This window comes from Mesorhizobium sp. WSM4906, from assembly GCF_029674625.1.
Taxonomy (GTDB): Bacteria; Pseudomonadota; Alphaproteobacteria; order Rhizobiales; family Rhizobiaceae; genus Mesorhizobium.
Genome location: NZ_CP121355.1, coordinates 2116578 through 2143243 on the forward strand (window position 1 = coordinate 2116578; position 26666 = coordinate 2143243).

Here is a 26666-nt window from a genome sequence, read left to right on the forward strand (position 1 = left end):
GTCAGGGATGGTCGTCGCCGTTGTTGCGCAGATGGCTCGGCGCGACGCCCACCACCCGCTTGAAGGCGCGACTGAAGGAAGCTTCGGAATCGTAGCCCAGTTTCGCAGCCGCCACCGACACCCTCATGCCGTCGCGGGCGAGCCACTGCCGCGCCTGGTGCATGCGCACGCGCAGCACATACTTAGCCGGCGTGTCGCCGACCACCGTGGCGAAGCGCTGCGCGAAGGCCGAACGCGACGCCCCCATCATCTTCGCGAGCGCCTCGACCGTCCAGTCGCGATCGGGCTGCAGGTGAATTGCGGCGAGCACCTTGCCGACGTCCGGGTTGCGGACGGCGGCGATCCAACCGGTGGCGTCGCCGCAGCCATTCTCAACCCAGGAGCGGATGATCGTGGCGGCGAGCACGTCGGCGAGCCGAGCCAGAATCCCGCCGGAGCCGACGCGGTCCATCGTCACCTCGCCGGCCATCGCGTCGAGCAGATGCTGGATGCCCGGCGCGTTCGCCATCAGCTCATGCGCGCGCATCAGGTCGGGCATCATGTCGAGCAGCGGATGCGAGCCGTCGAGATTGAAGTGCATGCTGCCGCAAAACAGCAAGGTCTTGCAGCCGTCGCAGCCGTTGGAGACATCGTAGATGTTCTCGCAGACCGGCTCGATGGTGTAGCGGCCGATCGGCACGGGCGGAACGCCGGGCGCGCTCGCCAGCACGTGCTCGTCGCCGCGCGGGATCAGCAGCGCGTCGCCCACCGATAGCTCGATCCATTCCTTGGCCGGCGAGAACAGCCAGCAGCCCTGCTGGCCGATGAAATGGAAGCGCGCCGCCTTCTGCGCAGGGAAGGAAACAGCCCAGGGCTCGCCCAGCACGCAGCGGCCATATTCGACACCATCGAGCCGCAAGCCGCGCAACATGTCGGTCAGCGGGTCGCCGGATGCCGGCAATGTGGTTTTGGACGAATTGTAATTCATTTCGGCGTTTCTAGCATGGAAACTCCAGGCAGTCACTCCCTATGTTGCACCGCAGCCAAATGTTGCGCCGCAACCAATCGGACCGACGGAGCCGCCCGCCAAGCATGTAACGGGTTGGTCTACAGTTGGTCATCCCCCGCGTGGCGCCGCAGACAGATCGGAGAGTTTGCCATGACCGAACCCGCCACAGGCGTCATCGACGACGCTGTTCTCGACAGAACCGAACCGGAGGAGCGAACCGAGCCTGTGTGGGGCGCGGTGGTCTCGCTGGCGCTCGGCGTGTTCGGCCTGGTGACGGCCGAATTCCTGCCCGCCAGCCTGCTGACGCGGCTGGCGCAGGATCTTGGCGTCAGTGAAGGTGCCGCCGGCCAGGCCGTGACGGCGACGGCCGTCGTCGGCGCGATCGCCGCGCCCACTATGGCCATCGTCACCAAGCGGCTCGACCGCCGACTGGTCATGTGGATGCTCACCATCCTCCTGATCGTTTCCAACCTCGTTGCCGCCTTCGCTTCCTCGCTCGCGATGTTGCTTCTGGCCCGTGTGGTTCTGGGTATCGCGCTCGGCGGCTTCTGGTCGATGTCGGCCGCCATGGCGATGCGGCTGGTGCCGATGCGGCTGATGCCGCGCGCCATGTCGATCATCCTGACCGGCGTTTCGGTGGCCACCGTGACGGCGGCTCCCGTCGGCGCCTATGTCGGCGATATCTGGGGCTGGCGCACGGCCTTCATGATCGCGGCGGTCGTCGGCGCGCTGACCTTGCTGGTTCAGCTTGCCACCATTCCCAGCCTGCCGCCGACGGCGGTGGCGAGCTTCCGGACGCTGATCGAGGTGCTGAAGCGGCCGACGATCCGCGTCGCTCTCCTGGTCGTGCTGCTCGTCGCCTCCGGACAGTTTGCCGGCTTCACCTATGTGCGGCCGTTCCTGGAGACGGTTCCCGTCATGCCGATCGAGACCATTTCGCTGGTGCTGCTCGCCTATGGCATCGGCGGCTTCTTCGGCAATTTCGCCGGCGCCTTCCTGGCCGAGCGCAACCTGAAGCTTGCGGTCGCGCTGGCGCCGTTGTTGATCGCGCTGTCGGCGCTTGCCATGCTGATCCTCGGCGCCTCGCCGGTGATCGCGGCCATCGCGGTTGCCGCCTGGGGCTTTGCCTTCGGCGCGGTGCCGGTCGGGCTGCAGACCTGGCTGGTGCGCGCCGCGCCCGACCAGGCCGAGAGCGCCGGCGGCCTGATGGTCGCGACGTTCCAGGTGGCGATCGCGCTGGGCGCGGTCTTCGGCGGCCTGCTGGTCGACCATGCCGGTGTCGCCAGCGCCTTCGCCTATGGCGCCGCGGCGACGTTGCTCGCGGCCCTGGTGACTTTCGCGATCGGGCCAAAACAGGCTGAATAGTTTAACTCGGTATGAGCTTTTCGCTTCGACCCGGGGACCTTCAGCGGCTCCGGGTCGAAGCTGTCATTGTGGCTGCCGGAAAGTCGGTGATTTGGCAAACGGAACAAGCCAGCAATCCTGGCCGCTGTTATCCGAGGCGATCAACCGATAACCGAAGCCACCGGCCTTCTTGGCGAAAAAGGCAAGGTGGGTCCGTACCCGAACCGCATCACAAGATCAGGTCTGCGGGTCTCGCCGACGATCGCCGCCAGGTCGGCGCGCAAGCGGGCGACCTCGATGGGCTGATTGATAAAGGCGATCTTGAGCCCCAGACCCGTTGCGGCCAAAGCGAAGCGCTGGCAGGCCTGGCCGACCCTGATCCATTGATCATGGTCCGATCGCTCGCCAAAAAAGATCGCGACCCCGGCGGAAGAGTCAATTTGACGGGCGTAGTTCTGATTTTCCTGCGCGACGTCGAATAGCCGGTCGAACGCGATCCGACCCAAGCCAGTGGGCAGCACCGGATTGCCGCTCGCGGCAGAGAAGAGCCCATCACCTCGAGCCATCGCACTGCGCGGGTTGAATCGGATCCACTGCTCCAGTTCACGCATGAACGCGGGGTCGTTCATCTGATCTTCGTTGCCGGCAAGGACGGTATCCCGAACCTTTATCATCCGTGTCCTGTCGGTAACGAGTGCGAGGCCTACACCTGGGATCGCAGCTGTTCGCTCGACTTCGACGAGGTCCGCCGCAGGGACGGCGCGACCGTCGTATTCGGCACGCGTCGATTGGCGTTTTGAAATGGCGTCGACCAGCGGGTCCACCTTTGGCGCGCCCATGACGTAATCGTAACGGACACCATCGCCGTCGGCCGTGAGCGAGGCCTCGCCCGGACGGCCTGTCGCCGCCGCGGCGAGTGCAAGGTTGGCCATGGCGCATCCCAGGCTGACATAGAGATGATGGTCGTCAGGGTCGACGACAGGAGTCCGCCTCCGAAAGTCAGGCCGTATCTCGATTGCTTGCCCTTCCAACCGGAACCGCCAGGGCTGCGTATTATGGCTGTTGGCCGCCAGGGTGGCGTAGCGGACCACGGCTTCAAGGTCGGGCGTCAGTTCGCTGTGCAATCGCGCGGTGAAAGCCTCATACTGGGCCATCGATCCGACCGCCGATCGCCAACCGGCTACACCGGCGCCCGCCGCGACAACCAAGGCGCCTGCGCCGACGAGCATCTTTCGCCTGTTCATCGTGCCCTCTCGGCCAAACTCGCAGGCAAGATAGTGCCAGTCGGAAGGTTGCCCTTTGATCTCCATCAAGGCCTGCTGGTCGACCATGCTGGCATGCAAGCCCTTGCATCCATAGCGAGCGGCAAAGCGCTTGCGGCAATGGCCCTTTCCTGCTCGGACCCAAGGTTCTGGCGCTCCCTAGGCAGCGCGTCCGTCGAATTCGAAGACCTGCACTGCGGCGAGGTCGACCCCCTCGAGGCAATTGATGTTGATGTAGGCGCTGCGCTCACTGCTTTGGCTGACATCCTCGGCGAAGGGATGGATGCCGCAGGTCCGGCAGAAGCGATGCGCGATCGAGCCCTTGCCAAAAGTGTATTTGCCGAGGTCGTCGCCCCAGGCGACCAACCGTAGGCTTTCATGCGGCACGGCCCAAAGCAGCGCGCCCTTGCGCGCGCAGATCGAACAATTGCAGTGCACGACGCCGCCGAGCTCGCCCTCGACCTCGAACGCCACCTTGCCGCAATGGCAGCTGCCTTTGTACAGCATCGGTCTCTTCCTATCACTGGCAGGTGCAAAGGCACGTTTGCCGAGTTATCCCTTGCGCAGGCCTGGCGGGCTGCATTCTTTGTTTTCACGCAATTCCGGACGGAAAACCGCTACACGCTTTTCCTGGAATTGCTTTAAAGACGTTGCATCCTTGCGGAGTCCGACATCGACATGCAATCCGTCCGCGACCGTCTCGAAATCATCCTGTCACGTCTTGCCAATCGCGCCGGCGACGAGAAGGTCTACACCAAGCTTTATGCCGAAGCGGCGTCCGCCGCCGCCGATGCGGCCGATGCCCGCAGGAAGGCGGGCGTAAGCCTCGGACCGCTCGATGGCGTAATCATTTCGATCAAGGATCTGTTCGATGTCGCCGGCGAGCCGACGAGGGCGGGCTCGCTGATGCGCGCCGGTGCCCAGCCAGCCGCGCGGGACGCGGCGATCGTGCGCCGGCTGCGCCAGGCAGGCGCCGTGATCCTCGGCAAGACCAGCATGACCGAGTTCGCCTTCACCGCCATCGGCGACAATCCGCATTACGGCACGCCGGGCAATGCCGCCGATGCCAGCCTGATCCCGGGCGGCTCGTCGTCCGGAGCGGCGGTCGCGGTGGGCGAGGGCAGCAGTGACATCTCCGTCGGCTCGGACACCGGCGGCTCGGTGCGCATTCCGGCCGCGCTCAACGGCGTCGTCGGCTTCAAGCCGACGGCACGGCGCGTGCCGCTCTCCGGCGCCTTTCCCTTGTCGGCGACGCTGGATTCGATCGGTCCGCTCGCCCGCAGCGTGGCGGATTGCATGGCTGCCGACGCGATCATGGCGGGCGAGGAGCCGACTGCTCTCCAGCCGATCCTGCTCGCCGGCCTGCGTGTCGGCATTCCGCGCGGCCGGCTCTTTGACGACACACAAGCCGAGCTCGCCGCAGCCTTCGAGCAGCGCATCGGCAAGATCGGACAAGTCGGCGGGTACGTCGCCGACCTGCCGATCGACGATCTCATCGCCGAGATGCGCGCAGCGACCAAAAGGGCTTCGATCGCGTCGATGGAAGGCGCGGAAGTGCATGCCGACTGGCTGGCGTCCGGCGCGTCGGTGCCGGTCGATCCGCATGTCAGCGGGCCTTTGTCGCGCGCGCTGACGGTTCCCGCTTCCGCCTACATCAGGACAATCCGCCGCCGGACAGAACTGGTTGCGGCCATGGAGGCCCGGCTGCAAGCGGTCGACGTGCTTGCCCTGCCCACCGTGCCGATGGTTGCGCCGTCGATCGCCGCCATGGCCGGCGATGAAGCGCTTCGGGACCGAACGGAAGGTCTGCTCTTACGCAACACGCAGGTCGCCAACCAGTTCGATCTGTGTGCCATCTCGCTGCCGATGCCCGGCACAAAGCTGCCGGCCGGACTGATGCTGGTGGCGAGGCATGGGCACGATCGTCGCCTTCTCGGCATCGCCGCGTCGGTGGAGGCTTTGCTGAAGGGCTGAGGCTGATGGCCCGGGCGGCGAGCCTCAATGTGCCGAGCAATGGCCGCGCTCGCTGTCCTTCGCTGCCCTCTCGATGCCCGTCGCGACCAGTGTCGGCAGGCTGTACCGCTTGCCGTTGAAACTATGCGGCCGGCTCTCGATCGTGCCGGCAACGACGACCTTGCCGGCATAGAGCTTATCCGACAGGTCGAGCGCCTTGTCCTGTTGCGGCAGGCCGTCAATGTCGACCGAGACGCCCTTGATGATCTTGCCGGAGGCGAGGTCGAGCGCGCTGTTCGAAGGGCAGGGCGCCATCACGCAGCGCAAGCCGTTGTCGCAGGGGACGTAGCTGCCCTGTCCGTCGGCACGGGCTTCGGCCCCGGACAGGCAGAAGCCAGCGATCAACAGGGCTCGCGCGGCACTTTTAGGCATAGCTGGAAGGTCGTCGTCAAATCCGGGAAAATTGAGGCAGGCGTCAGTCGCTCGGAAAGCGCTGCCGGTAGTGCTCGATCACTTCAGGGTTGCGCAGGTTGACCGGCAGCTTGTTGGCCAGCACCAGCAAGGCCTCGCCGGCGGCGCCGACGCCCATGCGCATCATCGATTCCTCGGTGATGCCGGCCATATGAGGGGTGACGATGACGTTGTCGAAGCCGAAATAGGGATGGTTCGGCGGCAGCGGCTGGGTCGCGAAGACGTCGAGCGCTGCACCCCCGATGCGACCCTTCCGCAGGGCTTCGATCAGCGCCTCGTCGTCGACCACCGGTCCGCGCGAGACATTGATCAAAAGCGCATTGGGCTTCATGCGGGCGATGCGCTCGCCGCTGATCAGGCCGCGCGTTTCCTCGGTCAGCGGACAGCAGAGCACGATGATGTCGCTCTGCTCGACCAGCGCGTCGATCGACAGGAAGCCGACGCGTTCCGGCGCCGGACGCAAGCTGCGCGTGGTCGCCACGACATTGAGGTCGAAACCGTGCGCCGCGATATGGCCGACGGCCTGACCGACCGCCCCAAGACCGACGATCCCGATCGTCTTGCCGGCGAGTTCGCTGGTCGAATTGGCGTGCTCGCGCCCTGCGAGCCAGCCCTTGGCGCGCAGGTCGCGATCCATCACGCGGAAGCGCCGCAACAGCGCAAGCGCCGTGAACATCACATGCTCGGCGACCGAGCGGGCATTGACGGCCGGCACGTTAGCCACCAGCACGCCGGTCGCGGTCGCCGCCTCGACCGGGATCATGTCCAGACCTGCGCCGTGGCGGATCGCCGCGCGCAGGTTTTTGGCGCCATCGAAGAGTTCCGGCGGCAGCGGCGCGCGCACGATGACGATGTCGGCGTCCTTCGCCTCGGCGGCCAGCGTCCTGGCATCGAGGGCGGACGCAATAGCCAGCCTGCCGGCGCCGGCCAGCATTTTGGTGGCGCGTGGATGCAGCGGATGCGTCGACAGGATCTTGGGCATCAGCGTTCAGGCCTTCTCGAGCGTCGCGCTTTTCGGCTCCGTCCAGCGACCTTCGATGATCCCCTTCCAGTAGCTCTCCGCGCCCTGCAGATGGGCGCTCATCAGCGCCTGGGCGAGGTTGCCGTCGCGGCGCAGCAGCGCCTCGTAGATCTGGATATGCTCGGCATGCGAGCGCACGCTGCGCTCGGGGTCGTTGAAATAGATCGGCAGGCGCTGCTCGCCCATCAGATAGTAGACGCTGCAGATATTGTGGAAGACGCCGTTCTTGGTCGCCCGCACGATCTCGAGGTGGAACTCGCGGTCTTCCTTGGCGAGGCCTTCGCCGGCGGCAATGCGCTCCTCGGAGGCCTTCAGGATCTCGCGCAGCCGCTCGAAATTCTCTTCCGTTGCGCGCGAGCAGGCAAGCTCGGCCGCCTTGATCTCATGGATCTTGCGCAGCTCGACGGTCTCGTAGATCTGCACCGGATCGAGCGGCAGACCGGCGCGGGCGAAAAGCGCTAACGCTTCTACGCTCGCCTGCTTGGTGTCGATATAGATGCCGGATTTGGCGCGGCGCTCGACGATGCGCATGGCTTCCAGGATCGCCAGCGCCTCACGGATCTGGCCGCGGCTGACGCCGAAATGCTCCGCCAGCTCGCGCTCCGACGGGGTGCGGCCCGACTCCTTGTCCGAGTTGGAGAACAGATAGGCGGCGAGTTCCGCAAGAAGGTTCTTTTCTTTCATCGTCAGATGCGTTGCGCGTGCGCCTCCAGGAATCGCTCCGAAATGGTGAATCCCAATCCGGGCTTTTCAGGGATCGCTATCATACCGTCCTTTGCTTCGACAGTCTCCTCGACCAGATCGTGTATCATCGGATTGGCGCCCAGCGAATATTCGACGATGAAGCTCGCGGGCGAGGCCGCGCAGACATGCAGCCCGGCAAAGAAGCAGGGTGCGCCGGCCCAAAGATGCGGCGCAAAGCGCAGGTTGAAGGCGCTGGCGATGGTGCCGATCTTCATCGCCTCGCTGATGCCGCCGCAGAATGCGGGGTCCGGCTGGAAGATGTCGGCCGATTTCAGCACCGCGAGGTCGCGGAAGGCGTAGCGCGTCGCCTCGCTCTCGCCGGTGGCGATGGGTATCGAGCCCGAGGCGCGCACCTCGGCCATGCCGGGCTTGTCGTCGGCGATCACCGGCTCCTCGAACCAGGCGAGATCGAGATCGGCGGTGAGACTGATGAAGCGCTTCGCCTCGGCGACCGTGTAAGTGCCGTGCGCGTCGACCATCAACTCGACGTCCGGGCCGATCGCTTGCCGCGCGGCACGCACGCGCGCGGCCGAAATATGCGGCGCGCCGTCCATGGCGCCGACGCGCATCTTCAGCGCCTTGAAGCCGCCTCTGGCGATGTAGGATTTGAGCTGCTCGCCGATCGCGTCGGCCCCGGCCCAACCGCCCGACGCATAGGCCTGCATGCGCTCGACCTTGCGGCCGCCGAGCAGCCGCCACACCGGCTGCCCCAACGATTTGCCGAGGATGTCCCAGAGCGCGATGTCGACGGCGCTGATCGCCGCCACGCTCATGCCGCGCCGCGCCAGCTGAGGCATGGCGTGGCCGCCATGGGCCGCAGTTTGATGGCGCACTCCATTGTAGAGCATCTCCCAGATGATGCCGATGTCGGCCGGGTCGCGGCCGATAAGCTGCGGCGCAATCTCGTGGTTCAGCATGTGGACCAGCGCGCCATAGCTGCCCGCGCTGCCGGCGGCGTTCTTGCCTTCGCCCCAGCCGACCAGGCCGTCCTCGGTCTCGATGCGCAGGATTGCGGCGTCGAACGTCGTCACCTGACCGAAGTCGCTGCGGTGCTGCCGCTCCGCTTCGATCGGTATGCGAACCCACCAGGCTTGGACGTTTCTGATACGCATCTTCATCCCCGGCCCCGCCGCCCGGCGAGGGCGGAAGGGCTAAGCTTCGATCGGATCCTCTACTTGATCAGCGGCAGCAACGTTTCGGCGGTGATGCGCATCTGGTCGGTGTAGAATTTCTCGGTGAGCACGCTGGAGCCGTGGTCCTGGATAAATTTGAGCTGTTCGGGCGAGATGTCGACCGGGTTGCGCTCCACCATCTCCGGATAGGGAGCGGCCGGCGTGCGGTCGACGGGCGCGACGAACTCATTGGTCAGCGCGCCGTCATAGCCGATCTCCTTCAACGTGCCGACGATCTTCGGCCAATCGATCTGGCCGAGGCCAGCGGCGAAGCGGTTGTTGTCGGCGACATGGAAGTCGTAGAGGCGTTTTCCGACCTGCCGGATGGCGTCATAGACGTTAAATTCCTCCATGTGGATGTGATAGGCGTCGAGGCAGACGCCGCATTCCGGGCTCACCGCGTCGGCGAGCGCCAGCGCCTGGGCGCCGCGGTTGAAGAGATAGGTCTCGAAGCGGTTGAGCGGCTCCACGGCGATCTTGACGCCGACCTTCTTGGCATGGGCGAAACATTCGCGCGTGGCGTCCACCACCCAGCCCCATTCTTCCGCCTCGGTGCCGTCCGGCACCACCTTGCCGACGGTCGCCGGGACCAGCGTGATGATCTCGCCGTCGAGTTCGCTCACCATGGTCAGCACGTCCTTGACGTATTGCACCGAGCGCTCGCGCTGGCCCTGGTTCTTGGCGGCAAGGTTGCGTTCGCCCAGCATCAGCGTCACCGCGCCCCAGCAGCGGATACCGTGCTCCTTCAGCAGCGCGCGCGTTTCCTTGATCCGGTACTGCTCGGGCTCGCCGGAAATCTCGATCGACTCATAGCCGAACTTCTTGATGCGCTTGAGCGTCACCTCCAGCGGCTCCGCCCGCATCCAGTTGTGCGTCGAAAGATGCATGGTCTATCCTTCCCAGAATTCGCCTGTCACTTTTGCCCCGACGCCTCCGAAAGAGCGCGCCGCACGATTCCTCCCCAAGGCGTTCCAGCGATTTTTCTTGAAAACTGGTTCGACCAATTGGGCCTGAGAAGACCTCTACAGCAAATTCACATGAACGGCAAGGAGACCGCACATGACGTCCTGTTCTCCATACAATATGTTGATTTCAATGGATTAAATCTTCCTCCCACGGTTGTGGTCGCTGCCTCTCCGCCGTTTGCTGTGGCTTGACCGGGTGGCTGGATTTGGTAATACCAGAATGACGCCATGTTTTGGCGCCGACACCGAACGACCAAACAGGCTGGCCCTCATTCCAATCGGCGCTATGCTTGGTCGCGAAAACCGAGAGAGGGAGGATGCCGATGCCGACGACAATGAAGGGTCCCGGCCTGTTTCTGGCGCAGTTCGCGGGCGACGCGGCGCCGTTCAATTCGTTGGCCTCGATCACCAAATGGGCAGCCGGCCTGGGCTACAAGGGCGTGCAGATCCCGACCTGGGACGGGCGCCTGTTCGACCTCAAGAAGGCGGCATCGTCGAAGGCCTATTGCGACGAGGTAAAAGGCATATGCGCCGACGCCGGCATCGAGATCACCGAGCTGTCGACGCACCTTCAGGGTCAGCTCGTCGCGGTGCATCCGGCCTATGACGCGCAGTTCGACGGTTTCGCGCCGGCCGAGGTGCACAACAATCCGAAGGCCCGGCAGAAATGGGCGGTCGAGCAGATGGAGTTCGGCGCCAAGGCGTCGAAGAATCTCGGCCTCAAGGCCTCGGTATCCTTCAGCGGCGCGCTCGCCTTCCCCTACCTCTATCCTTGGCCGCAGCGGCCGCCGGGGCTGATCGAGGAGGCCTTCGCCGAGCTCGGCAAGCGCTGGAAGCCGATCCTCGACGTCTATGACGAGAACGGCGTCGACGTCGGCTACGAGATCCATCCAGGCGAGGACGTTTTCGACGGCGCGACCTTCGAGATGTTCCTCGACGCGGTCGGCGGCCACAAGCGCTGCAACATCAATTACGACCCGTCGCACTTCCTGTTGCAGCAGCTCGACTATCTCGAATTCATCGACATCTATCATGAGCGGATCAAGGCCTTCCACGTGAAGGACGCCGAGTTCAACCCGACGGGACGGCAAGGCGTCTATTCCGGCTATCAGGGCTGGGTGAATCGCGCCGGACGCTTCCGTTCGCTGGGCGACGGGCAGGTGGATTTCAGCGGCATCTTCTCCAAGCTCACCCAGTACAACTACGATTCCTGGGCGGTGCTGGAATGGGAATGCTGTCTCAAGCATCCCGAGGACGGCGCCGCCGAAGGCGCACCCTTCATCCAGCACCACATCATCCGGGTGACCGAGAGGGCCTTCGACGATTTCGCCGGCGGCACGAGCGACAAGAAGCTGCTGCGGGCGATGATGGGAATCTAGCGCTACTTTCCCTCCCTTTGAGGGGAGGGTCGATCCGCAAAGCGGATCGGGGTGGGGTCGCCGGGCGTGGAGCTCGGCATGAACCGACCCCCCTTCGGGCCATCCTCCCCGAGGGGAGGCATATCCGAGACAACGAGGGAGACAAAAATGGTCGGCGCATCGAAGTCGGAAACGGGAGGCGGCCCGATCCGCTACGGCATGGTGGGCGGCGGGCAGGGCGCCTTCATCGGCGCGGTGCACCGGATCGCGGCGCGCATGGACAATGATTTCGTGCTGGTGGCCGGGGCGCTGTCGTCGAATCCGGAACGGGCAAAGGCTTCGGCCGAAGAACTCGGGCTCGATCCGGCGCGCAGCTACGGCTCCTATGCCGAGATGGCCAAGGCCGAAGCCAAGCGCCCGGACGGCATCGAGGCAGTGGCGATCGTGACGCCCAACAACGTGCATGTGCCTGCGGCGAAAGCCTTCCTCGAGGCCGGCATCCACGTCATCTGTGACAAGCCGCTGGCGACGTCGCTTGCCGAGGCGAAGAAGCTCGCGGCGCTGGTCGAAAAGACCGGCAAGGTGTTCGTGCTCACCCACAACTACACCGCCTATCCAATGGTGCGCCAGGCGCGCGAGATGGTAGCCAAGGGCCAGCTCGGCGACATCCGCATCGTGCAGTCGGAATATCCGCAGGACTGGCTGACGGAAGACCTCGCCGCCACCGGCCAGAAGCAGGCCTCCTGGCGCTCCGACCCGAAGCAGGCCGGCGCCGGCGGCGCGCTCGGCGACATCGGCACGCATGCCTACAACCTCGCTCGCTTCGTCTCGGGGCTGGAGCTCGATGCGCTCTCGGCCGATCTCGACGCCTTCGTGCCGGGCCGCCAACTCGACGACAACGTCAATGTGCTGCTGCGCTTCAAGCCGGTCGGCAACAAGCATCCGGCCAAGGGCATGATCTGGGCCAGCCAGGTGGCGCCTGGCCACGAGAATGGGCTGAAGCTGCGCATCTACGGTTCGAAGGGCGGGCTGGAATGGGTGCAGGCCGATCCGAACTATCTCTGGTACACGCCGTTCGGCCAGCCGAAGCAGTTGCTGACCCGCGCCGGCGCCGGCGCGATGCCGGTGGCGGCGCGCGTGACGCGCGTGCCTTCGGGCCATCCGGAGGGCTATCTCGAAGGTTTCGCCAATATCTACCAGGAAGCCGCCCGCGCCATTCGCGCGGCGCGCAAGAAAGGCGGCAAGCTGGCTAAGGATGTGATCTTCCCGACGATCGCGGACGGCGTCGAAGGCATGGCCTTCATCGAGGCCTGCGTGAAGTCGTCGAAGAAGAATGGGGCGTGGACCAAATTGTAGTCGCGGCGATCGGCGGAGTCCCCCTCACCCGGATTGCCAGCCGAATTGCAAGGGCAATTCGGGACAATCCGACCTCTCCCCCAGGGGAGAGGAGCTTGTCAGCGCCGGCGCCAACCTCTTCTCCCCTCGGGGAGAAGGTGGCCGCGCAGCGGCCGGATGAGGGGGAGTGCGGCGGGAACCGGTGGGACAAGTTAGCTGGCTGTCAAAGGGGGAGGGGTGTCGATGAAGATCGGCATGTGCATGTTCTTGTGGACGACCAGCGTTTCGAAGAAGCACGACGCGCTGCTGAAGGACATCAAGGCGACCGGCTTCGACGGCGTCGAGATACCGGTCTTCGCGGGCGGGGCCGACGACTATAAAAGGCTCGGCGAGATGCTCGATCGCATCGGCCTGGAGCGCACGGCGGTCTCGGCCATGGGCGATCCGGCGATGAACCTGATCTCGCCGGATGCCGCGACGCGCAAGGCCGGTATCGACTATATGAAGTGGGCGATCGACTGCAGCGCTGCGCTCGGCGCGGACCGATTGAGCGGGCCGCTGCATTCGACGCTCGGCGCTTTTTCCGGCAGCGGGCCGACGGCGGCCGAGAAGAAGCGTTCGATCGCTTCGCAGCGCGCCATCGGCGACCATGCCGGCAAGAAAGGCGTCACCATCGGGCTTGAGGCCCTCAACCGCTTCGAATGCTATCTGCTCAACACGATGGACGATCTGTCGGAGCATATCGACGCGATCGACCGCCCGCACATCAAGGCGATGTACGACACCTTCCACGCCAATATCGAGGAGGCCGACCCGATCGGCGCCTATACGCGCAACCGCAAAAACATCGTCCATATCCATATCTCGGAGAACGACCGCGGCGTGCCGGGGCGGGGCAACATCCCGTGGAAGGAAACCTTCGCCGCCATCCGCAAGGGCGGCTATGACGACTGGCTGACCATCGAGTCCTTCGGCCGCTCGCTGAAGGATCTGGCGGCGGCGACCAAGGTGTGGCGGGATTTCGCCGAGAGCCCCGAGGCGGTCTATCGCGAGGGGTATAAGCATATCAAGGATGGGTGGAGGAAGGCGGCGTAAGCCTTCCCTTCGTCATCCACGGGCGGAGCGGGAGCGAAGCGGACGCGGAGACCCGAGGATCCATTCCGTGATGTCGACGCTCCGCAACGGTGCAGAGCGGAATCCCGAGTAAGCGCCACTTTTTGAACCGCTGCATTGCATGGCCTATGTCACGGAATGGCAACTGTGTTCATGCGAATGCGGTTTTGTCGCGCATGATAGCGTTGAGGACGACCAAGAGCTTCCTTGCGACGGCGATGATGGCGAGTTTCTTGGAGCCTGATCGGGCGGCAAGTGCGCTGTAGAAGGACTTGAACCGGTCGCAGGTTCGGATGGCCGTGAGGGCTGCCATATAGAGGGCGCGGCGCACGCGTGATCGCCCGCCCTGGATCTGGCTCCTGCGGTTGAGCTTGCCACTCTTGTTGTCGAACGGGGCAAGGCCGGCGAGTGCGGCGATCGCCTTGGGTGAACGCTGGCCGAGCTCGGGCAGGTGCGCCAGGAGCGAGAGCGCGCCGACCTTGGAGACACCCGGCACGGAGATCATCAGCGTGTAATCGCGGGCGGTGTCCTCGGTTTGACGAATAACGTTGGCGATCCGGCTCTCGAGCGCATGGATGCGTGTGTCGAAGGCGGCAATCGTTTCTTCAAGGTCGGCAATGACAATCTCGTCGAAGGCCTCAGCGAGGTGCTTCTTCAGCGTTGCCCGCATCTCGACCAGATGGTCGCGGTAGCGGGCAAGCGATTGAAGCTGCTCGTTTTGTTCACACGGCGCCGGCTCGGCCGCCGGCTGATAGCGACGGCCATAGTCGCTCAGCATCCTGGCGTCGAGACGATCGGTCTTGGCGCGCCGTCTCGTCGACTTGGCATAGTGGTGGGTATGGGCCGGGTTGTGCCGCGAGAACGGCACGCCGGCCTTGGCCAGCGCGTGGCGCAGCAGCCGGTCATGCACGCCTGTCGCCTCCATGACGACGAAGTCTTGGCCGGGACGAAGGCCTGCCACATAGGCAGCGATCGCCTCAGCCTGGTTGTCGATGCGCCGAAAACGGCCGCTTGCCTCATCAAAAAAGTCTAGCCACTGCTTGGAGATGTCGCAGCCGACATAGTTCTGCACTATCATGTCCACGCCTCTTCCTGTGGTGCGGGGTCTGCTTGGAACAGCCCCGTGCAACTGTTCAGGTTGATGGTTCACCGGTGGGAAGGGACCGGGCCATGCCGCGGCCTGTCCGAAAGGACGACCAGGATCCACTCGGCCTCCTTCCCACTTCAACCATACACCGGAACCAACACACAGGATCCTCGGGTCTGCGCCGCGTCGCTTCGCTCCTTGCTTCGCCCGAGGATGACGAAGGCGCGAGACTACCCCTGCGCAGCCTGCAGCCTGTTGTAATCGTGCAGCGTGCGACTGAGCCTGCGGCGCAGGAAGTTCGAGATGTTGTCGAAGATGAAGACGACGAGCAGCGTCAGCAGAACCATGTAGAAGACGTTCGCCCAATTCGAGTTGGTGCGCATGGCTTCCCACAGCTTCAGGCCGATGCCGCCGGCGCCGACGGCGCCGATGATGGTGGCGCCGCGGGTGTTCGATTCCCACTGGTAGAGCGTCTGGCTGATGAAGATCGGCACCACTTCCGGCAGCACGCCGTAGCGCTGCACCAGGATGCCGTTGGCGCCGGTCGAGAGCACGCCTTCGCGCGGCTTATCGTCGATGTTCTCCAGCGCCTCGGAATAGGTTTTGCCGAGCGTGCCGATCTCGGTGAAGAAGATCGCGGCGCTTCCCGCCAGCGGGCCGGGGCCGAAGGCGCGGGTGAAGAACAGCGCCCAGATCAGCATGTCGACCGAGCGCATGAAGTCGAAGAAGCGCTTCAAGACCTGGCTGAGCAGGCCGCTCGGCGTGATGTTGCGGGCGGCGAAGAAGGCGAGCGGGAAGGCGACGATGCCACCGAGCAGCGTGCCGAGGAACGCCATGACGATGGTCTGCAGCAGCTTCGTCCAGACATCGCCATGCTGCCACTGGGCGTTGTTCCAGATGTTGTCGGCGGCTAAAGCGAGGTTCGATGTGCCCGGCTGGAGCTCAGGACCGGAGAGGATCAGCGAGAACACCTCGCCGGCCTGCTTGCCGAAGAAGGGCGAGCGTGTGTCGAAGACGAAATTCGCCCAGCCGATGAAGCGCTTGCGCACCTTGACGCGGTCGACGGTGACGCGCACCTCGCCGACAAAGCCCATCCTGGCGACGACCTCGTCGTCATGCACGGTGACCCAGTCCGGCACCGGATCTGTAACCTCCGGCTTGCCGCCGGTCAGCGATATCGGCACGGTCTGGCCGTTGGCGACGATCGTCGCCTTGGTCTTGTCGAAGGTGACGGATTTGGCCGCGCCGTCGATCTGCACGGTGTAGGTGCCGTCGGGATTCTTGATCACCCAATCCGGATCGGGATGTTCGCCGAGAGCGGAGAAGCGCGGATATTTCGGCGTGATCTCAGGCTGGTCGAGGCGGAATTCCGGCTGCAGGTCGTAGCTGATCCATTGCGACAGGAAGAGCGGCAGGCGCTCCCAGTGCGATTCCCTCAGCACCTGCGGCAGGCTGAAGAACCACAAGGCGTAGGCGAGATAAAGCAGGGTGCCGACGATCAGAAACAGCGGCCAGAAGCGCTTGTAGGCCGGCCGTTGGAACACCTGCGGGTGGCGATCCTCGATGGCTTTGATATCATCGACTGTCATGGCCATTTCAGGCACTCATCAAGAAGGCTTGTTCACCAACCAGCTTGCGGCGCAGCCAGGCGGAGAACTGGTCGACGAGGAAGATGGTGACGAAGAGAAGCAGCACCAGCGCCAGCGTCTTGGCGCCGAATCCGCGCGAGATGGCAAGCTTCAGCTCCTCGCCGATGCCGCCGCCGCCGACGGCGCCCATGATGGTCGAGATGCGCACGTTGATCTCGATCCTGAGCAGCGTGTAGGACATGAAATTGGGCAATACCTGCGGCAGGTCGGCGAAGCGCACCCGCTCGATCCAGTTGGCGCCGACCGCGCGCAGGCCTTCCTCGGGCCGCATGTCGATGTTCTCGTTGATCTCGTAGAACAGCTTGCCCAGCGCGCCGATCGAATGCAGGCCGATGGCGATGATGGCCGCGACCGGACCGATCGAGACGATGGCCGCGAACAAGCCGGCGATGACGATCTCCGGGAAGGCGCGCAGCAATTCCATGAAACGCTTGACGACGAGCCGCAGGATCGGGCTCGGCGTCAGGTTGCGCGCGGCGATGAAGGAGAAAGGCACGGCGAAGACGAAGCCGATGAAGGTCGAGACCAGCGCGACGTTCACGGTGGTCAGCATCAGCTCGAAATATTCGGGGATGTAGAAGCCTCCCCAGATATAGACGCGGCCGAGCGGGAAGTTGAATTCCTGCGTGCCCTTGTCGTGCGGCGAGGCGATGTCGAACAGGGCCCGCCAGACGTCGTTCCAGTCCTTCGGGATAAGCCAGCTCAGGAAGTCGAGGATGTGCGGCAGCCGCTCGAAGAAATGGCCGGCATTGGCTTCGTCGGCGAACCACATGGTCGCGACCATGGCGACCAGCAGCAGGCCGACGCCGAGCGCGGTGTAGAAGCGGCGCAGCGACGTCTGGCGCCGCCAGGCGTCGGCCTGCTGCCGCGTCGCTTCGGAATGAATTGTCGCTGTTGTCATGATCGGTGGATGCAAAAAGGGCGGCGTTGTTTTACGCCGCCCCTTTTTTCCTGATGCCGTCAGCCGCCGATCGCGGCTTTGCGGGCCTCGACGATGACTTTGTAGAAGTCCGGCTTCACGGGAACGTAGCCGGTGAAATCGCCGCCCTCGACACCTTCGAAGCAGGGCTTGTCCTTGGTCGGCAGTTGGGTGAAGAAGTCGGTGAGCTTGGCGGTCATGTCGGCGCCGAGCGCGGTGCGGACGACCAGCGGGCCGTTCGGGATCAGGCCCGAGCGCCACACTTCGACGAAGTCGTTCGGGTCGACGGCGCCCTTGGCGACTTCCTTGTGGAAGGTGCCGGAGGTGTAGCCGTTCTTGAAGTCGCCGATGCCGGAGGAATCGTCCACCGCCACGTCGACCTTGCCGTCGCGGACGGCAAGCACGTTGTTCTCATGGCCGCCGTTGAACTGGGTCGAGGCGAAGTAGCTCTCGTTGGAAGCGCCGGTGTCCTTCGGAATCTGGGTCAGCGGGATCAGGTAGCCCGAGGTCGAATCCGGGTCGGCATAGCCGAGCTTCTTGCCCTTGGCCGACTTGATATCGGTGATGCCGGAAGTCTTCAGCGCCAGGCCGATCGAATAGTAACCGGTCGAGCCGTCGGTCTGCTTGGTGGTGAGGATCGGGGTGACGGCGTTCGGGTCCTTGAGATAGACGCTGGCGTAGCCGGACGCGCCGAGCTCGGCGAAGTCGAGCGTGCCGCCGAGCAGGCCCTGGATGACGCCGTCATAGTCGGCGGCCGGGAACAGCGACACCTTCTCGAAGCCGAATTCGGCCTTCAGGTGATCGGCGAGGCACTGGTAGTTGCGCAGGCGGTCGGTCTCGTTCTCGCCGCCGAGGATGCCGACGCGAAACTCCTTGATGTCGGCGGCGTGGGCGGCGCTTGCCGCCATGGCCAGCAACGATACGGCGCCAAAAACCATTTTCCTGAACATTGATCTCTCTCCTGTTTTGCCGGCTTCGCGCCGGCAGCGTTCGAATTTTTGAGTTCAGCCTTTGACGCGGGCGGGCGATCCGGGTTGCTCTTGCCGAAATCCACGATTTGCCCGGAGCGGCTACGATCCGGGCGATGGACTCAATAGCCAGGGAAGGCCGGTTCGAGCGTTCCGGCGGATGCGGTGATCTTCGGCTTGATGTTGACGGCGGTCGACGTGATGGCCTCGGAGATCTCGACCCCGTTGGCGTCGGCGCCATAGACGGTGCGCACGGCATCGCGGTCGAGATCCTCCGGTGCGCCGTCGAATACGACTTTGCCGGCGGCCATGCCGATGATGCGGTTGCAGTAGGCGCGGGCGGTGTCCAGCGTGTGCAGGTTGGTGACGACGGTGATGCCTTCGCGCAAATTGATGTCGCGCAGCGAGTCCATCACCACCTTGGCGTTGAGCGGGTCGAGCGAGGCGATCGGCTCGTCGGCCAGAAGCACCTTCGGCTGCTGCATCATGGCGCGCGCGATCGCCACGCGCTGCTGCTGGCCGCCGGACAGCGTGCCGGCCGGCTGCAGCGCGGTGCGGGCGATATCGAGGCGCTCGAGCGCGGCCACCGCCTCTGCGCATTCGGTGCGCGAGAACATGCCGAGCAGGTTTGAAAGCGTCGAGCGATGGTTGAGGCGGCCGAGCAGCACGTTGGTCAGCACGTCGAGGCGCGGCACGAGGTTGAACTGCTGGAAAATCATGGCGCAGTCGCGCTGCCAGCGACGCAGCGGCGAGCCCTGCAGGCTGGAAACCTCGGCGCCGTCAAAAAAAATCGACCCCTGGCTAGGGTCGATGAGACGGTTGATCATGCGCAGAAGCGTCGACTTGCCGGCGCCGGAGCGGCCGATGATGCCGACCATCTGGCCCTGCGGGATCGAGACGTTGATGTCGCTGACAGCGGTGTTCTTGCCAAATCGTCGGGTTACGCCGCGGATTTCCAGCGTGGCCGATGATGCTGACATGGCAAGACTCCGGTACGTCGCGGTTTCGAAGGTCCGTTAACCTTCGCTAGCGCAGCCCCATGAAGCTGGGGTGTCGGATTGATGTCAGTTTTGTTACGACCCACAGGCTTGGCGGGTCATTCCAGGACAAGCAGTTCCTCGAAATGTTTCATGTCCTTGAAGCTGCAGAAGGCAGGCAGGCGCAATTCGATCACCGGAGCCTCGCGATCGAGGAACGCCAAGCACTCGTCGAACAGATCCTGCCAGGCGGACACTCGCTCGTCGGCAAGCCGGCGGATCTGATAGGCGAAAGTGATGTGGAAGACATAAGTGTCGTGGTCCGGATGGCGGTAGCCGAACGGGATCGAGAGCGCGTCGCGCCACAGGCGCAGGATACGATCGTCCTCCGCGGACGCACCGGCGACCGTAAGGCCGTTCGGGGTGACGCCGATGGCCTTGATCCTGAATGCGCCTTTGCCCTCGAAGTGCTGCAGCCGCTCGAGATAGAGGCGGGTCATGTCGTCGATGCTTGTGTCGAGCGGCACGTCGGCCGGCCAGTAGGGAAGGCGACGCCGGTATTCGATGATGCCTTGGAACAAGGTCATGTGCAGGCTGGAGATCGGCGTGAAGGCGAGGCGGTCGGCGTCGGGCATGGCGCGGATGCGCTCGCGCACCTCGATGACCGCGGCTTCCGATGGCGAGCCCGTGACCAGGTGGCTGACGACCGTGTTGCCAGGCTCGAGGAGGAAGTTGCCCGACGTGTCGTAGCGCATGCCGAGATGCACCGGCGGCGTCGGGTTGGTGCCTTCGAAGAAGGAGGCGAGCGAGGGTTTTGCTTTGTCGAGCATGACGATCTCCTTGGGGGACATCGCCTCCTGTCCGAGTCACATGTCAAAGGTGTGAAACCTTCGCACCTCTACAGCATGCGGTGCATCACGAAAGCGTCGACATAGCCTAGCTGCGGATGGTCGAACGCCTGCGGAATCGTGCCGACAATGGCGAAGCCCAGGCGCTGCCAAAGCTTCACCGCCCGCTCGTTGGTGCTGATGACGAAGTTGAACTGCATGGCTCGAAAGCCAAGTTCGGCGGCCCGTTGCAGGGAATGCTCGCACATCGCGGTGGCAATGCCGCGTCCCGTCGATGCGGCCGACGTGACGTAGCCGCAATTGGCGACATGCGCGCCGCCGCCGCGCTGGTTGGCATGGAGGAAGTAGCATCCGGCTATTTCGCCTGCATCCTCGGACACGAATACTTCGTTGCCTTCGGAAAACCAGTAGCCCAGCCCCTGGTCGCGGTTCCAGTCGCGGGGCAGCGCATAGGTTTCGCCCGCCCGCAGGACAGGTTCAAGTATGGACCAGATCGCATCTGCATCGGCCGGTGTGGCGGGACGAATGGTCGGCAAGGTCAAGAACCCACGTAGGATGGATCAAAGCCAGATCGTGGCGAGGATGCCGAAAAAGATCAGAACGACAAAGGCTGTCACGAATCCGGGCTTCACGCCAGAGGCCGGAGGTGCGGGAATGTCCCTTCACAAGGGCTGCATAAAACCCTCAAACATTCCGTATATTAGCATTGGTGCATTTTCCTGAACACCGACGAAAACGCGAGAGGCCGGCACTAGCCGCCATACTTCTCCAGGAAAGCCTCGGCCGAGAGCTCGCGGAAATCGTCGAGTGCCGAGCGCAGCCGGGCATGGTCCCAATCCCACCAGGCGAGCGCCTGGTAGCGTTCGGCGGTGCGGCGGTCGAAGCGCTCGCGGATCGGTTTTGCCGGCACGCCGGCCACGATGGTGTAAGGCGCGACATCCTTCGACACCACCGCGCCCGCGCCGACCGCGGCGCCGTCGCCGACGGTTACGCCCGGCAGGATGGTCGAGCCGTGACCGAGCCAGGTGTCGTGGCCGATGGTGACCCGTTTGGCGCGGCGCTGGGCAAAGAACTCGCTCTCATGCTCGGCATCGTCCCAGTAGTCCGAGGCGCGATAGGTGAAGTGGTGCAGCGTCGGCCGCGAGATCGGGTGGTTGGTGGCGTTGATGCGCACTGCGGCCGCGATGTTGGAGAACTTTCGAATGGTCGCGCACCAGACGGCGCAATCCTGCATCATGTAGGAATAGTCGCCGAGCTCGCTTTCCGAGACGCGGCTGCGCTCGGCGATCTCGGTCCAGCGGCCGAGCTTCGAGTTCTCGACCTCAGCCGTCTCGTGAACCAGCGGCGCCTCCGAAAGCTTCTTCGTCATGCGGCGATCTTTCCGGCGGCGAAGGCGGTGACATCGATGACGCGGTCGGCCACCGCGTCGCGCACGTCCTGGTCATGGAAGATGCCGAGCAGAGCAACGCCAGCCGCCTTCTTGGCGGCAATGAGCTCGACCACGACATCGCGGTTCCTGGCGTCGAGTGAAGCGGTCGGCTCGTCGAGCAGCAGGATCGGATGCTCGGTGATGAAGCCGCGCGCGATGTTGACGCGCTGCTGCTCGCCGCCGGAGAATGTCGCCGGCGGCAGCGCCCAGAGCTTTTCCGGCAAGTTGAGTTGCGCAAGCAAGGTGCGTGCTTTCTCCCGCGCCGCCTCTCTGTCCTCGCCGCGCTCGACCAGCGGCTCGGCGACGACGTCGAGCGCCGAAACACGCGGCACGGTGCGCAGGAACTGGCTGACATAACCGATGGTGTGGCGGCGCACGGAGAGCACGGTGCGCGGGCCGGCGGAGGCGAGGTCGATCAGCCCGCCACCGTGCTGGACGATGATCTGGCCAGCGTCGACGGCGTAATTGCCGTAGAGCATCTTCAGGATCGAGCTTTTTCCGGCGCCCGACGGGCCGCCGAGCACGGCGCATTCGCCGGCGCGGATCGAGAAGGAGACGCCCGCCACCACCGGCAGCGTGACGCCGTCGCGCAGATGCATGGTGAAGCTTTTGGCGACATCGGAAACGACGAGAGGGGTGGGCATCAGAGCGATCTCCGGTCATTCGTTGGCGGGACAGCACCCCCCTCTGCCTTCCCAGGCATCTCCCCCTCAAGGGGGGAGATCAGCTGTCGCATTCGGTTTCGCCATTCACCCACGTTGCAGAACGAGCGGGACATGAAAGCTGCCGATCTCCCCCCTTGAGGGGGAGATGGCCGGCAGGCCAGAGGGGGGTGACTTGGCGCCATCATCACACCTGTAAAATCGAAGACACGAGCAACTGCGTATACGGCGCGCGCGGGTCGTCGAGCACGCGGTCGGTGAGGCCGCTTTCGACGACGCGGCCGTCCTTCATCACCATCATGCGCTGCGACAGAAGCCGGGCCACGGCGAGGTCGTGCGTGACGACGATGGCCGCGAGGCCGAGATCGGTGACAAGCCCTCGCAACAAGTCGAGCAGGCGCGCCTGCACCGAAACGTCGAGCCCGCCGGTCGGCTCGTCCATGAACACCAGCCGCGGTCCCGTCACCAGGTTGCGGGCGATCTGCAGGCGCTGGCGCATGCCGCCGGAAAAGGCGCGCGGTTCGTCGTCGATGCGGTCCTCGTCGATCTCGACACGCGACAGCCAGTCGACGGCAGTGGCGCGTATCCTGCCGTAGTGGCGGTCGCCGACCGCCATCAGCCGCTCGCCGACATTGGCGCCGGCCGACACCGTCATGCGCAGGCCGTCGGCCGGGTTCTGATGGACAAAGCCCCAGTCGGTGCGCATCAGGAAGCGGCGTTCAGCCTCGCTCATGCGGTAGAGCTCGCGCCACTGGCCGTCACGCATGCGGTAGCTCGCCGTGCCGGAGGAGGGCAGCAGCCGCGTCGACAGGCAGTTGAGCAGTGTCGTCTTGCCCGAGCCGGACTCGCCGACCACGGCCAGCACCTCGCCCGGCCAGAGGTCGAAAGAGATCGCCTCGCAGCCCACGCGCGAGCCGTAGAATTTGGACAGCGCCGAGACGCGCAGCAGCGGTTCGTCGGTCATTGGGCCTCCTTACCCTCCCCCTTGTGGGGAGGGTCGGCGCGCAGCGCCGGGGTGGGGGTTGAGGAAGAAGAAAATTGGTCATGATCCCCACCCGCGCCTTCGGCGCGACCTCCCCACAAGGGGGAGGTAGGATCGCTGCGCCGCTTCTCGCAGTGATCGGTGTCCGAGCAGACGAACATGTGGCCGCCATGGTCATCGAGGATGACCTCGTCGAGATAGACGTTCTCGGCGCCGCAGAGCGCGCAGGGCTGGTCGAAGGTCTGCACCTCGAAGGGATGGTCCTCGAAATCGAGGCTGACGACGTCGGTGAAAGGCGGCACCGCATAGATGCGCTTCTCGCGGCCGGCGCCGAAGAGCTGCACGGCCGGCGAACGATGCATCTTCGGATTGTCGAATTTCGGCGTCGGCGACGGGTCCATCACATAGCGGCCCTCGACCTTGGCCGGATAGGCGTAAGTGGTGGCGATGCGGCCGTGCCTGGCGATGTCCTCATAGAGCTTTACATGCATGAGGCCGTATTCCTCCAGCGCGTGCATCTTGCGCGTCTCGGTCTCGCGCGGCTCGAGGAAGCGCAGCGGCTCGGGGATCGGCACCTGGAAGACCAGCACCTGATTGGCGGTGAGTGGCTGCTCGGGGATGCGGTGGCGGGTCTGGATGATGGTCGCTTGTCCCGTCTCGGTGGTGACCGCGACTTTGGCGACCTTCTTGAAGAAGGCGCGGATCGAGACGGCGTTGGTGGTGTCGTCGGCGCCCTGGTCGATGACTTTCAGCACGTCATCCGGGCCGATAATCGAGGCGGTGACCTGGACGCCGCCGGTGCCCCAGCCATAGGGCATCGGCATCTCGCGCGAGGCGAAGGGCACCTGATAGCCGGGAATGGCAATGCCCTTGAGGATCGCGCGGCGGATCATCCGCTTGGTCTGCTCGTCGAGATAGGCGAAGTTGTAGGTGGCGATGTCGGTCATGGCGATCACGTCCGCTTCGTGCTAAGAATTTGGTGCTCAAGACGCGGGAGCAGGCCCATATGGACTCTACCGGTTGGTTGCATCTTGGCGTGCTGTTGCTGGTGTTTGCCGGCATCGTGGCCTTTGTGCTTTGGAAGATGGTTCTGCCCGCGCCAAAGGCGCCTCCACGCGGCGAGACCGTTGCCGGCGCGCGTGGCTTTATCGGCCTGTGGTTCGGTGGCGGCGGACGTTAGGGTCATTCGGCCGCCTCCCGCTTCTCCTCTGCCTTGTCTTCATTTTCCCGCGCCTCGTATTCGGCGCGCATGCGGCGGACCAGGTCGAGTTCGGCCTGGAAGTCGACATAGTGCGGCAGCTTGAGGTGCTCGACGAAGCCGGTCGCCTGGACGTTGTCGGAGTGCGAGATGACGAACTCCTCGTCCTGCGCGGCGGCAATCACATCCTCGCCGAGCTCGGTGGCGCGCAACGCCCGGTCGCAGAGCGCCATGGCCATCGCCTTGCGCTCGCTCTGGCCGAAGACCAGTCCGTAGCCGCGGGTGAATTGCGGCGGCGCCTTGGCCGAGCCCTTGAACTGGTTGACCATCTGGCACTCGGTGACGCGGATCGAGCCCAACGGCACGGCGAAGGGCAGCTCGGGCACGTCGAGCTCCAGCTCGACCCCGCCGATGCGCACCTCGCCGACAAAGGGGTGATTGCGCGCGTAGCCGCGCTGCGTCGAATAGCCGAGCGCCAGCAGGAAACCCTCGTCGCCGCGCGACAGCGCCTGCAGGCGGATGTCGCGCGCCATCGGGAATTGCAGCGGCTCGCGGGTGATGTCGCCAGGCACATGGTCGAGCGGCATCTCGCCGTCGGCCTCGATCAGACCTTCATGGGCAAGGATCGCGGAGACGCGCGGCATGGCTTCCGCTTCGGCCGAGCGCTGCGCGGGCGTCTCGACTTCGGCGCCGGCGGCAAGCTCCGGATCGAGCAGCCGGTGCGTGTAATCGAAGGTCGGGCCGAGTACCTGGCCGCCGGGCAGGTCCTTGTAAGTGGCCGACACGCGCCGCTCGATCTGCATGGCGCCGGTGTCGACCGGGTTGGTGTAGCCGAAGCGCGGCAGCGTGGTGCGGTAGGCGCGCACCAGGAAGATCGCCTCGATCATGTCGCCCCGCGCCTGGACGACGGCCAAAGCCGCGAGCTCGCGGTCGTAGAGCGAGCCTTCGCTCATCACCCGGTCGACGCCGAGCGCAAGCTGCTCGACGATCTGATCGAGACGCAGGGCCGGCACCGAGCGGTCGCCGCGGCGGCGATCGGCAAGCAGGCGATGGGCGTTGGCGATTGCGGCCTCGCCGCCTTTCACCGCGACATACATGTCATGCCTCCATCGTCTTGATGCGGGTGGTGCGCGGCAGGCAAGCGAGGTGGCCGGGCGCCGCCAGGATGATGTCGACGCCGCGCGGGAAACGCTGGTTGTTCTGCTTCCACTGCTCGACGAAATGGCGCGGCATGCCAGTCGGCGCGGTCATCGCCGTCTTCTCGATGCCGGGGCCTTCGAGCAGCAGCGACGGACCGGAAGCGAGATCGTCGACCAAAAGGATCAACGTCGTTGAGCGGTCGGGATATTCCTGCGTGCCCTGCGAGAAACCGTCGAGCGCCGCCATCTCCGCCGGGTTGGCTACCAAAGCGAAATGCGCGTCGGCAGGCGTGTTGGCCAACGGCGCCCCGGTGTGGAAACCGAGCCAGGCCTTCACGGACGCTTCGGCCTGCAGCCGCGGATCGATCCAGATCGGCGTGTCGTTGTCGCATAGCGACAGCGCCACGGCGCCGGCAGTTTTAGACAGCGGCGCCGGCGGATGGGCAAGCGCCGGCAGCGCCTGGACGCTGCCCGGGCGCGCCATGGCGTCCATGATGGCGCGGAATACGACTTGAGCGTTGAAGACGGGATCGGCGAAGCCGCCTTCGATCGATTGCGTGGCGATATCCATCAGTCCTCTCCGCGCACCATGGTGAAGAAATCGACTTTCGTGGCCGCCGTCTCGACACGCCGTTTCTCGCGCGCCGCATCGAGCGCAGCGCGCAACGGCGCGACCAGCTTGGTCTCGACCGCCTCGCGATGAACGGGGTCCTGCCAGAGCGCGTCGGCGATCGCTGCGAGCCTGGCTTTGCCCTTGTCGCGGCCGAGCGCATAGGAATGGCCGACCTGTCCGGAGGGCAGCCGCACCGTTGCGCGGGTGACGGTCGCCTCGCCGACATTGAAGGGCGCGCCGCCGCCGCCAATCCTGCCACGCACCGTCACCAATCCGGTTTCCGGGCCGCGCAGCAGTTCGGCCTCCAAGGGCAGGCCGGAGCCGTTCCAAAGACGCGCGATCTCTTCGGGCGCTGCGTGCGCCAGCGTCGCCATAACGGCTTTTCGCTCGGCCTGCTCGCGCGCTTCCTGTCCTCGCATCGCTTCACTCCTCGCATGGAATGGATTTGTCTATTGATATAGACAACCAT

27 protein-coding genes and 1 pseudogene are annotated in these 26666 nt (G+C 64.8%); 6 read left to right on the forward strand and 22 right to left on the reverse strand.

Going from position 1 to position 26666, the window contains the following annotated elements; all coding sequences use genetic code 11:
• Position 1: 1 nt before the first annotated feature.
• On the reverse strand, positions 2–967 hold the full coding sequence (locus QAZ22_RS10045) for an AraC family transcriptional regulator (protein ID WP_278206591.1): 966 nt from the start codon (positions 965–967) through the stop codon (positions 2–4).
• 171 nt (positions 968–1138) lie between these two features.
• Here QAZ22_RS10045 and QAZ22_RS10050 point away from each other — a divergent pair, with 171 nt between their 5' ends.
• A complete protein-coding gene (locus QAZ22_RS10050; RefSeq protein WP_278206592.1) occupies positions 1139–2353 on the forward strand; it encodes an MFS transporter in 1215 nt (404 codons plus the stop codon).
• Between the two features lie 140 nt (positions 2354–2493).
• On the opposite strand, the gene QAZ22_RS10055 is transcribed toward QAZ22_RS10050, so the two are convergent.
• Entirely contained in the window at positions 2494–3663 is a 1170-nt protein-coding gene (locus QAZ22_RS10055) for a nitroreductase family protein (protein ID WP_347566937.1), read from the reverse strand.
• Positions 3664–3753: 90 nt separating this feature from the next.
• The gene (locus QAZ22_RS10060; protein ID WP_278073779.1) at positions 3754–4101 is read right to left on the reverse strand and encodes a GFA family protein; all 348 of its coding nucleotides are present in this window, start codon (positions 4099–4101) and stop codon (positions 3754–3756) included.
• 171 nt (positions 4102–4272) lie between these two features.
• Between QAZ22_RS10060 and QAZ22_RS10065 the strand changes: the two genes are divergently transcribed.
• A complete protein-coding gene (locus QAZ22_RS10065) occupies positions 4273–5568 on the forward strand; it encodes an amidase (RefSeq protein WP_278206594.1) in 1296 nt (431 codons plus the stop codon).
• A gap of 24 nt (positions 5569–5592) precedes the next feature.
• Here the strand turns inward: QAZ22_RS10065 and QAZ22_RS10070 are convergent, their stop codons facing one another.
• The 5 genes from QAZ22_RS10070 to QAZ22_RS10090 all read right to left on the reverse strand — a co-directional run bounded on the left by QAZ22_RS10070 (position 5593) and on the right by QAZ22_RS10090 (position 9842).
• Positions 5593–5952: a hypothetical protein gene (locus QAZ22_RS10070; RefSeq protein ID WP_278206595.1), complete on the reverse strand. Its 360-nt coding sequence runs from the start codon at positions 5950–5952 to the stop codon at positions 5593–5595.
• A 70-nt stretch (positions 5953–6022) separates the two neighbouring features.
• Complete coding sequence (locus QAZ22_RS10075; RefSeq protein ID WP_278206596.1) at positions 6023–7000, reverse strand: hydroxyacid dehydrogenase; 978 nt, start codon at positions 6998–7000, stop codon at positions 6023–6025.
• A gap of 6 nt (positions 7001–7006) precedes the next feature.
• Entirely contained in the window at positions 7007–7723 is a 717-nt protein-coding gene (locus QAZ22_RS10080) for a FadR/GntR family transcriptional regulator (RefSeq protein ID WP_278073783.1), read from the reverse strand.
• A 2-nt stretch (positions 7724–7725) separates the two neighbouring features.
• Positions 7726–8895 carry a mandelate racemase/muconate lactonizing enzyme family protein gene (locus QAZ22_RS10085; RefSeq protein ID WP_278206597.1) on the reverse strand — a complete coding sequence of 390 codons (1170 nt, stop codon included), beginning with the start codon at positions 8893–8895 and terminating at the stop codon, positions 7726–7728.
• Positions 8896–8954: 59 nt separating this feature from the next.
• Positions 8955–9842 (reverse strand): sugar phosphate isomerase/epimerase, encoded by an 888-nt coding sequence (locus QAZ22_RS10090; RefSeq protein ID WP_278073785.1) that lies wholly within the window; start codon positions 9840–9842, stop codon positions 8955–8957.
• Positions 9843–10243: 401 nt separating this feature from the next.
• On the opposite strand from QAZ22_RS10090, the gene QAZ22_RS10095 reads away from it, so the two are divergent.
• The 3 genes from QAZ22_RS10095 to QAZ22_RS10105 all read left to right on the forward strand — a co-directional run bounded on the left by QAZ22_RS10095 (position 10244) and on the right by QAZ22_RS10105 (position 13708).
• Positions 10244–11299, forward strand: coding sequence for a sugar phosphate isomerase/epimerase (locus QAZ22_RS10095; protein ID WP_278206599.1), 1056 nt, complete (start codon positions 10244–10246; stop codon positions 11297–11299).
• 147 nt (positions 11300–11446) lie between these two features.
• Positions 11447–12634: a Gfo/Idh/MocA family oxidoreductase gene (locus tag QAZ22_RS10100; RefSeq protein ID WP_278206601.1), complete on the forward strand. Its 1188-nt coding sequence runs from the start codon at positions 11447–11449 to the stop codon at positions 12632–12634.
• Positions 12635–12856: 222 nt separating this feature from the next.
• Positions 12857–13708, forward strand: coding sequence for a sugar phosphate isomerase/epimerase (locus QAZ22_RS10105; protein ID WP_278206602.1), 852 nt, complete (start codon positions 12857–12859; stop codon positions 13706–13708).
• Between the two features lie 169 nt (positions 13709–13877).
• Here QAZ22_RS10105 and QAZ22_RS10110 read toward each other — a convergent pair whose 3' ends face one another.
• The 11 genes and pseudogenes from QAZ22_RS10110 to QAZ22_RS10160 form a co-directional block, all read right to left on the reverse strand.
• Positions 13878–14804: an IS110 family transposase gene (locus tag QAZ22_RS10110; RefSeq protein ID WP_278206603.1), complete on the reverse strand. Its 927-nt coding sequence runs from the start codon at positions 14802–14804 to the stop codon at positions 13878–13880.
• 239 nt (positions 14805–15043) lie between these two features.
• Positions 15044–16402 (reverse strand): phosphonate ABC transporter, permease protein PhnE, encoded by a 1359-nt coding sequence (phnE, locus tag QAZ22_RS10115; protein WP_278206604.1) that lies wholly within the window; start codon positions 16400–16402, stop codon positions 15044–15046.
• A 7-nt stretch (positions 16403–16409) separates the two neighbouring features.
• Positions 16410–17363, reverse strand: coding sequence for a phosphonate ABC transporter, permease protein PhnE (phnE, locus tag QAZ22_RS10120; protein ID WP_278206605.1), 954 nt, complete (start codon positions 17361–17363; stop codon positions 16410–16412).
• 59 nt (positions 17364–17422) lie between these two features.
• Entirely contained in the window at positions 17423–18331 is a 909-nt protein-coding gene (phnD, locus tag QAZ22_RS10125; protein ID WP_278073791.1) for a phosphonate ABC transporter substrate-binding protein, read from the reverse strand.
• A 140-nt stretch (positions 18332–18471) separates the two neighbouring features.
• On the reverse strand, positions 18472–19329 hold the full coding sequence (phnC, locus tag QAZ22_RS10130) for a phosphonate ABC transporter ATP-binding protein (RefSeq protein WP_278206606.1): 858 nt from the start codon (positions 19327–19329) through the stop codon (positions 18472–18474).
• Between the two features lie 116 nt (positions 19330–19445).
• Positions 19446–20156: a DUF1868 domain-containing protein gene (locus tag QAZ22_RS10135; protein WP_278206607.1), complete on the reverse strand. Its 711-nt coding sequence runs from the start codon at positions 20154–20156 to the stop codon at positions 19446–19448.
• 68 nt (positions 20157–20224) lie between these two features.
• Positions 20225–20716, reverse strand: a complete 492-nt coding sequence (locus QAZ22_RS10140; RefSeq protein WP_278206608.1) for an N-acetyltransferase — start codon at positions 20714–20716, stop codon at positions 20225–20227.
• A 209-nt stretch (positions 20717–20925) separates the two neighbouring features.
• On the reverse strand, positions 20926–21543 hold the full coding sequence (locus tag QAZ22_RS10145) for a DapH/DapD/GlmU-related protein (protein ID WP_278073794.1): 618 nt from the start codon (positions 21541–21543) through the stop codon (positions 20926–20928).
• A complete protein-coding gene (phnL, locus tag QAZ22_RS10150; protein WP_278206610.1) occupies positions 21540–22247 on the reverse strand; it encodes a phosphonate C-P lyase system protein PhnL in 708 nt (235 codons plus the stop codon). The genes QAZ22_RS10145 and phnL overlap by 4 nt, the downstream gene beginning before the upstream one ends.
• A 205-nt stretch (positions 22248–22452) precedes the next feature.
• Positions 22453–23229 carry a phosphonate C-P lyase system protein PhnK gene (gene phnK, locus QAZ22_RS10155; protein ID WP_278206611.1) on the reverse strand — a complete coding sequence of 259 codons (777 nt, stop codon included), beginning with the start codon at positions 23227–23229 and terminating at the stop codon, positions 22453–22455.
• 137 nt (positions 23230–23366) lie between these two features.
• A pseudogene (locus tag QAZ22_RS10160) lies at positions 23367–24194 on the reverse strand (alpha-D-ribose 1-methylphosphonate 5-phosphate C-P-lyase PhnJ); the annotation flags it as partial.
• Positions 24195–24226: 32 nt separating this feature from the next.
• Here QAZ22_RS10160 and QAZ22_RS10165 point away from each other — a divergent pair.
• Complete coding sequence (locus tag QAZ22_RS10165) at positions 24227–24427, forward strand: hypothetical protein (protein WP_278206613.1); 201 nt, start codon at positions 24227–24229, stop codon at positions 24425–24427.
• 2 nt (positions 24428–24429) lie between these two features.
• Here QAZ22_RS10165 and QAZ22_RS10170 read toward each other — a convergent pair whose 3' ends face one another.
• From QAZ22_RS10170 to phnG, 3 genes are read right to left on the reverse strand one after another with little or no spacing between them, the layout of a single operon-like run.
• The gene (locus QAZ22_RS10170) at positions 24430–25542 is read right to left on the reverse strand and encodes a carbon-phosphorus lyase complex subunit PhnI (protein ID WP_278206615.1); all 1113 of its coding nucleotides are present in this window, start codon (positions 25540–25542) and stop codon (positions 24430–24432) included.
• 1 nt (position 25543) lies between these two features.
• Positions 25544–26155 carry a phosphonate C-P lyase system protein PhnH gene (gene phnH, locus QAZ22_RS10175; RefSeq protein ID WP_278206616.1) on the reverse strand — a complete coding sequence of 204 codons (612 nt, stop codon included), beginning with the start codon at positions 26153–26155 and terminating at the stop codon, positions 25544–25546.
• On the reverse strand, positions 26155–26616 hold the full coding sequence (gene phnG, locus QAZ22_RS10180) for a phosphonate C-P lyase system protein PhnG (RefSeq protein ID WP_278206617.1): 462 nt from the start codon (positions 26614–26616) through the stop codon (positions 26155–26157). The genes phnH and phnG overlap by 1 nt, the downstream gene beginning before the upstream one ends.
• Positions 26617–26666 lie beyond the last annotated feature (50 nt).

Excerpts from the sequence above, each read along its gene's own strand:
- QAZ22_RS10045 (WP_278206591.1), bottom strand. The coding sequence starts at position 967 with ATGAATTACAATTCGTCCAAAACCACATTGCCGGCATCCGGCGACCCG.
- QAZ22_RS10050 (WP_278206592.1), top strand. The coding sequence starts at position 1,139 with ATGACCGAACCCGCCACAGGCGTCATCGACGACGCTGTTCTCGACAGA.
- QAZ22_RS10055 (WP_347566937.1), bottom strand. The coding sequence starts at position 3,663 with ATGGTCGACCAGCAGGCCTTGATGGAGATCAAAGGGCAACCTTCCGAC.
- QAZ22_RS10060 (WP_278073779.1), bottom strand. The coding sequence starts at position 4,101 with ATGCTGTACAAAGGCAGCTGCCATTGCGGCAAGGTGGCGTTCGAGGTC.
- QAZ22_RS10065 (WP_278206594.1), top strand. The coding sequence starts at position 4,273 with ATGCAATCCGTCCGCGACCGTCTCGAAATCATCCTGTCACGTCTTGCC.
- QAZ22_RS10075 (WP_278206596.1), bottom strand. The coding sequence starts at position 7,000 with ATGCCCAAGATCCTGTCGACGCATCCGCTGCATCCACGCGCCACCAAA.
- QAZ22_RS10080 (WP_278073783.1), bottom strand. The coding sequence starts at position 7,723 with ATGAAAGAAAAGAACCTTCTTGCGGAACTCGCCGCCTATCTGTTCTCC.
- QAZ22_RS10085 (WP_278206597.1), bottom strand. The coding sequence starts at position 8,895 with ATGCGTATCAGAAACGTCCAAGCCTGGTGGGTTCGCATACCGATCGAA.
- QAZ22_RS10090 (WP_278073785.1), bottom strand. The coding sequence starts at position 9,842 with ATGCATCTTTCGACGCACAACTGGATGCGGGCGGAGCCGCTGGAGGTG.
- QAZ22_RS10095 (WP_278206599.1), top strand. The coding sequence starts at position 10,244 with ATGCCGACGACAATGAAGGGTCCCGGCCTGTTTCTGGCGCAGTTCGCG.
- QAZ22_RS10100 (WP_278206601.1), top strand. The coding sequence starts at position 11,447 with ATGGTCGGCGCATCGAAGTCGGAAACGGGAGGCGGCCCGATCCGCTAC.
- QAZ22_RS10105 (WP_278206602.1), top strand. The coding sequence starts at position 12,857 with ATGAAGATCGGCATGTGCATGTTCTTGTGGACGACCAGCGTTTCGAAG.
- QAZ22_RS10110 (WP_278206603.1), bottom strand. The coding sequence starts at position 14,804 with ATGATAGTGCAGAACTATGTCGGCTGCGACATCTCCAAGCAGTGGCTA.
- phnE (WP_278206604.1), bottom strand. The coding sequence starts at position 16,402 with ATGACAGTCGATGATATCAAAGCCATCGAGGATCGCCACCCGCAGGTG.
- phnE (WP_278206605.1), bottom strand. The coding sequence starts at position 17,363 with ATGACAACAGCGACAATTCATTCCGAAGCGACGCGGCAGCAGGCCGAC.
- phnD (WP_278073791.1), bottom strand. The coding sequence starts at position 18,331 with ATGTTCAGGAAAATGGTTTTTGGCGCCGTATCGTTGCTGGCCATGGCG.
- phnC (WP_278206606.1), bottom strand. The coding sequence starts at position 19,329 with ATGTCAGCATCATCGGCCACGCTGGAAATCCGCGGCGTAACCCGACGA.
- QAZ22_RS10135 (WP_278206607.1), bottom strand. The coding sequence starts at position 20,156 with ATGCTCGACAAAGCAAAACCCTCGCTCGCCTCCTTCTTCGAAGGCACC.
- QAZ22_RS10145 (WP_278073794.1), bottom strand. The coding sequence starts at position 21,543 with ATGACGAAGAAGCTTTCGGAGGCGCCGCTGGTTCACGAGACGGCTGAG.
- phnL (WP_278206610.1), bottom strand. The coding sequence starts at position 22,247 with ATGCCCACCCCTCTCGTCGTTTCCGATGTCGCCAAAAGCTTCACCATG.
- phnK (WP_278206611.1), bottom strand. The coding sequence starts at position 23,229 with ATGACCGACGAACCGCTGCTGCGCGTCTCGGCGCTGTCCAAATTCTAC.
- QAZ22_RS10170 (WP_278206615.1), bottom strand. The coding sequence starts at position 25,542 with ATGTATGTCGCGGTGAAAGGCGGCGAGGCCGCAATCGCCAACGCCCAT.
- phnH (WP_278206616.1), bottom strand. The coding sequence starts at position 26,155 with ATGGATATCGCCACGCAATCGATCGAAGGCGGCTTCGCCGATCCCGTC.
- phnG (WP_278206617.1), bottom strand. The coding sequence starts at position 26,616 with ATGCGAGGACAGGAAGCGCGCGAGCAGGCCGAGCGAAAAGCCGTTATG.